The 5,079-nt window shown below is 64.0% G+C and carries 3 protein-coding genes and 1 pseudogene; 3 read left to right on the forward strand and 1 reads right to left on the reverse strand.

Annotated elements, in window-relative coordinates:
• The first annotated feature begins 346 nt into the window (after positions 1-346).
• On the forward strand, positions 347-1,804 hold the full coding sequence (locus C2U70_RS32205; protein ID WP_140982711.1) for a sensor histidine kinase: 1,458 nt from the start codon (positions 347-349) through the stop codon (positions 1,802-1,804).
• Between the two features lie 30 nt (positions 1,805-1,834).
• On the opposite strand, the gene C2U70_RS32210 is transcribed toward C2U70_RS32205, so the two are convergent.
• Positions 1,835-2,638 carry a helix-turn-helix domain-containing protein gene (locus C2U70_RS32210; RefSeq protein WP_140982706.1) on the reverse strand — a complete coding sequence of 268 codons (804 nt, stop codon included), beginning with the start codon at positions 2,636-2,638 and terminating at the stop codon, positions 1,835-1,837.
• Between the two features lie 158 nt (positions 2,639-2,796).
• Between C2U70_RS32210 and C2U70_RS32215 the strand changes: the two genes are divergently transcribed.
• A complete protein-coding gene (locus C2U70_RS32215) occupies positions 2,797-3,891 on the forward strand; it encodes a PEP/pyruvate-binding domain-containing protein (RefSeq protein WP_140982709.1) in 1,095 nt (364 codons plus the stop codon).
• Between the two features lie 26 nt (positions 3,892-3,917).
• Positions 3,918-5,079: pseudogene (locus tag C2U70_RS32220) on the forward strand (PEP-utilizing enzyme); the annotation flags it as partial.

Consider the following 5,079-nt stretch of genomic DNA (forward strand, 5'->3'; position numbering starts at 1 on the left):
AACTCCGATGCGGAGGCCGTCCTCGCGGCGGCCTCCGCATCGGAGTTGAGCGATGACCTCGTATCAAGGCGCCCGGATCGCAGGCCTGAGCCTCGCAGCCGTCTATGCGCTGTGCCTGATCCTCACCGCGATCGGCATGGCCTGAACCGGCTCCTTAACAAAAGGCAAGAATGCACCGCAAAAAGGTGCGACGGCGCCTGCCGCGACGCATTTGAAATTCGTGGCGCTGCGCAAACGCTAACCCTATGCTCGCGGCAATCCCGCGCCGTCGCGCGGGAACCGGGACATCAGCGTTTTGCCCAAGTTCACCCTGCCCGTACGGCTCGCCCTCCTGGTCGCGGGAACAATGCTGCCGCTGATCGCATTCGCTGTCGGCCTCGTCTTCTACAACTACAAGCAGGATCGCAACGACGCGACGCGGCGGGTGCTCGAGACCGTGCGCAGCACGCGGCTCGTGCTGGACGCAGAGGTCCAGCGCATGACCGGCGGCCTGCAGGTGCTGGCGCTCACGGATGCGCTGTCGCGGGGCGACTTCCAGGGCTTCCGCCGCATCGCAGCCGGTTTTCTCGAGCCGTATGGCAAGGACGGCGCGGTCATGGTCTTGGACCGCAAGGGACAGGTGCTGTTCTCGTCGATGACCGAGGATGCCGCGAGCCTTCCGCCGCGCAACAATCTCGAGATTGCCGAGAAGGTATTCACGACCAGGACGCCGCAATATTCCGACTTCTTCCTCGGCGCATTCAAGCAGCGCCAGGTCATCACGGTCGAGGTCCCGGTGCTGCGCGATGGCGAGGTGATCTACGATCTCTGCTTCAGCCCGCCGATCGACATCTTCCAGAGGCTGGTCGAGAAGCAGCGGCCGGACGACCAATGGACGGTGTCGCTGGTCGATACCAAGGCCGTCGTGTTCGCACGCACGCCCAACCCGGCCGATAATCTCGGCAAGCGAGCAACGCCGCCGCTGCTGGATGAGATGTTTCGCAGGCCCGAAGCCGCCCTCTCGACGGTTTCGCTCGATGGTGTCGCGCTGTCGACCGCTTATACCAGATCGCGGCTGACGGGCTGGACGGTCGTGGCCGGCGTCGCGGAAAACTCGTTGATCGCGCCGCTCTGGCGCAACATCGCCTTCACCAGCCTGATCGGCGGCCTGCTGCTCCTGACCGGCCTCGCCTTCGCACTGCGCATGGCCGCCACGATCGCCCGCGGCGAGACGCTGCACGACCTCCTGATCGAGGAGCTCAACCATCGCGTCAAGAACACGCTGGCCCTGATGCAGGCGATCGCGGTGCAGACCTTTCGCAGCGCCAGCAAGACCGAGCGGACGAAGTTCGAGGGACGGCTGGGCGCGCTCGCCGAAGCGCACAATCTCCTGAGCCAGGAGAAGTGGCAGGGCTCGGAGCTGCGGGAGGTGATCGCCCGCGCGCTGCAGCCTTTCGTGCTCTCAAGCCCCGATCGTATCCGGATGGCCGGACCGTCGGTGCCGCTGTCGCCGCGGCTTGCGGTCGTGCTGTCGATGATCGTGCACGAGATCGCGACCAATGCGGCCAAATACGGCGCGCTGTCCAACGAAACCGGCACCGTGACGCTCGATTGGGAAATCACGTCGGACACGCCGAAGCCGCGGCTGCGCCTGGTCTGGACCGAGAGCGGCGGCCCACCGGTGACCGCGCCGGTGCAGCGCGGCTTTGGCTCGCGCCTTATCGAGCGTAGCGCGCGCGATCAGCTCGGTGGCGAGGCCACGGTGGACTTCCTGCCACGCGGCGTCGTCTACACCGTCAGTTGCGCACTGGACGAGGCGCGGTAGCGCCTCTTGACGATGCCGGCCAGCATCGACTCACGCCGTCATTCGCCTGCCGATCGCCCGGGCAGCTTCGTTCAATTGCGGGAGACAGCGTTCGGCGATGATCGACACGGTGGCTAGTCTGCCGATCCAGGTGAGATTGACGCATGCAACGACCTCATCGCCGACATGGACGGGAACGGCGATGGAGTTCCGGCCGTCGTTCACCTTGCTTCTCGGAAGGTCGTAGTGGCCGCCAAAATCCCGATCGCGCGTGCCGTATCCACGCGCGCGGACCTCGCCAAGGATCCGATCCAGCCTGGCCGGATTATGCGCCAGCGCATCACCCGGACGGCCGCTTTTCCGTAACCGCGCGATGATCGCAGCGCGCTCCTCCGGCGAGCAGAACGCAAGGTAGCACCGCCCCGAGGCCGAGCGCAGCATGTTGACGTTGAACGAGCCAACCGGGTTCGGCGAAATGATGTAGTCGAAATCGGACATCGGACGATTGGATTCAATGGTCACCATGTGATCGAGCCGCGGGCTCAGCAACGCCGACGGCCAGCGCACCCGCGTGCAGAGATCCGCCAAAATCGGCGCCGCGACCTCCGCGAGATGGGTCTCCTCGTCGAAGACTTTTGCCCGCTTCGAAAACGTATAGCTGGGGACATAGGCGCCGTCGGCGATCCGCTGCCAGATCAGGTCGCGGCCAAGCAGCGTCTTGAGAATGCGCAGCAGGGTCGCTTTCGACAGCCGGGTCGCCAGATGCAGATCGTTCAGGCTTGCGGCCTTCGACTCCTGAATGATCCGCAGGACGTCCAGCCCCCGATCCAGGGCGCGTATGGATTTTACACTCATGCGGTGGTGCCGGGATGATCCATCTGCCGTTCCGATCGCCCGATCGATAGCATAGTTTCACCTGGTGAAACAGCGGAGCATCGGCGAAATATTTCCTCTGAAACGTGTAAGCTTTGCCCCAACGAGAAAGACAGAAACGAACCGGGAAACGCGTCAAGATGGGTGCCCAGAACGGCGACCAATACGTGCTCACGTTCGAGCAGGCGTCAAACCGCGACGTTGCGCTGATCGGCGGAAAGTGTGCGGGCCTCGCCTCGCTCGTGGCGGCCGGCGCAACCGTCCCGCCGGGCTTTGCGGTGACGACCCGGGCTTATCTCGAAACGCTCGCCGCGCGCAATCTGGAGCGCGAGATCCGGACGCGCATCGAAGCGATCCCTGCGGATGACGTCGGAGCGCAGGCCAGGATCGCCGGTGAAATCCAGGATCTGATCAAGTCGGAAACCATGCCCGATCGAGTCACCGATGCCATCCGGTTCGGCTACGACCAGCTTTGCACACGGGCCGGCCACGATCTGCCGGTGGCCGTGCGCTCCTCCGGCACCTCCGAAGACATGCCCGAGGCCAGTTTCGCCGGCCAGGGCGACACGTTCCTATGGACGGTCGGCGCAAATGCCGTCGTCGACCGCGTCCGGGATTGCTGGGCGAGCCTGTTCACGGCGCGAGCGATCGCGTATCGCGGAAAGCATAAGCTCGCCCATCTCGAACAGGCCATGGCCGTCGGCGTCCAGCAAATGGCCGATGCGCGCGCGGCCGGTGTCGCCATGAGCCTCGATCCCTCGAACGGCGACCGCTCCAAGATCGTCATCGAGTCCGTGTGGGGACTGGGCGAGCCGCTGGTGTCCGGCCTGGCGACGCCTGATTACTTCGTCGTGGACAAGGTGCTGCTGGAGCCGATCAAGCGGGTGATTGCCAGCAAGCCCACCGAGCTCGTCGCCGATATCGCCAATCAGACGACCGCCACGCGCGGCGTCGAGGAGGCCAGGCAAAACGTGGCGAGCCTCACCGACGCGCAAATTCGCGCCGTGGCCCGGGTCGTCAAAGCCGTCGAGCGGGCCTTCGGTGGCCCCCAAGACGTCGAATGGGCGATCGACGCACGACGAAGCGAAGATGAAGGCGTCGTCCTGCTGCAATGCCGGCCGGAAACCGTCTGGAGCCGAAAGGCAAGCGCTCCGGTCGCGTCCAAAAGCTACGCGCTGGGCATCGAGGGCGTGCTCTCGACATTGATGGCACCAATCGCATCGCGGAAGCACTGATCACAAAAGACACCGGGGGAGAGCTCATGAACGCGCAGGTCAAATTCCCGAGTCCCTACGAACTCAAGGCGCCGGCGGGCGCGGAGGGATGGCGCGATCTCTACCCCTACTACGCCCTGTTCCAGCAGGAGCGGAGGTCAGGCGATGAAAAGCAGTTCTGGTTCTGCGACGCCCAGCACTGGCCGACCCCATTCCGTCCCTTCGACGCCATCATGGCGGATTATGCGGTCAAGTGCCTCGGCCAGTACAACACGCGCCACCTCATGGTGCCGCCGGCCAACGGCGTCGATTACCGCATCCACAATGGATACCTCTATCTGAGCCCGATCGCGGTCGAGCCCGAGAAAATCCCCGCGCGCGTCCCGCATTTCCTCGAACGCGCCGGCTTCTATTTCCAGAACTGGAACAAGCTGCTCGACAACTGGCACGTCAAGGTGCGCCGTACCATCGACGCGATGGAGGCGCTCCGGTTCGAGCCGTTGCCGGAGATGGTGGCGAAGGAATGGGTGTTCGAGGGGCGCGGCCTCGACAACACCTACGATCTGCTCGAACACTACGACTCCGCGCTGCAGCTTTGCTACAAGACCTGGCAGTATCATTTCGAGTTTCTCAATCTCGGCTATGCCGCCTATCTCGACTTCTTCGGCTTCTGCAAGGAGCAGTTCCCCAACATTCCGGATCAGGCGATCGCCCGCATGGTCCAGGGCATCGACGTCGACCTCTTCAGGCCCGACGATGAACTGAAAAAGCTTGCGCACCTCGCCATCGACACCGGCGTCGACACTGCGTTGATGACCGGCCCGGTCGAGCAGGCCCTTGCTGCGGTCGCGGCCCTCCCCAAAGGCAAGCAATGGCTCGACGCCTGGAAAGCTGCGCAGAATCCATGGTTCAATTTCACCTCGGGCAACGGCTTCTACTCGTCCGACAAATACTGGATCGAGCACCTCGACATCCCGCTCGGCTACTTGCGGAACTACATCACCCAGCTCCGGAAGGGCGTCACGATCGAACGGCCGACCGCGCAAGTGGCCGCCGAGCGCGAGCGCATCACCGGGGAATATGCCGAGCTCCTGAACAGCGAGATGCGGCCGGTCTTCGAGCAGAAGCTCGGCCTTGCACGGACCGTCTTCCCCTACGTCGAAAATCACAATTTCTACATCGAGCATTGGTCGCTCGGCGTGTTCTGGC

Source organism: Bradyrhizobium guangdongense (genome assembly GCF_006483445.1).
Classification (GTDB): Bacteria; Pseudomonadota; Alphaproteobacteria; order Rhizobiales; family Xanthobacteraceae; genus Bradyrhizobium; species Bradyrhizobium guangdongense_A.

What these genes read in the sequence shown, in the direction of transcription:
- C2U70_RS32205 (WP_140982711.1), top strand. Translation starts at nt 347, where the DNA reads ATGCTGCCGCTGATCGCATTCGCTGTCGGCCTCGTCTTCTACAACTAC.
- C2U70_RS32210 (WP_140982706.1), bottom strand. Translation starts at nt 2,638, where the DNA reads ATGAGTGTAAAATCCATACGCGCCCTGGATCGGGGGCTGGACGTCCTG.
- C2U70_RS32215 (WP_140982709.1), top strand. Translation starts at nt 2,797, where the DNA reads ATGGGTGCCCAGAACGGCGACCAATACGTGCTCACGTTCGAGCAGGCG.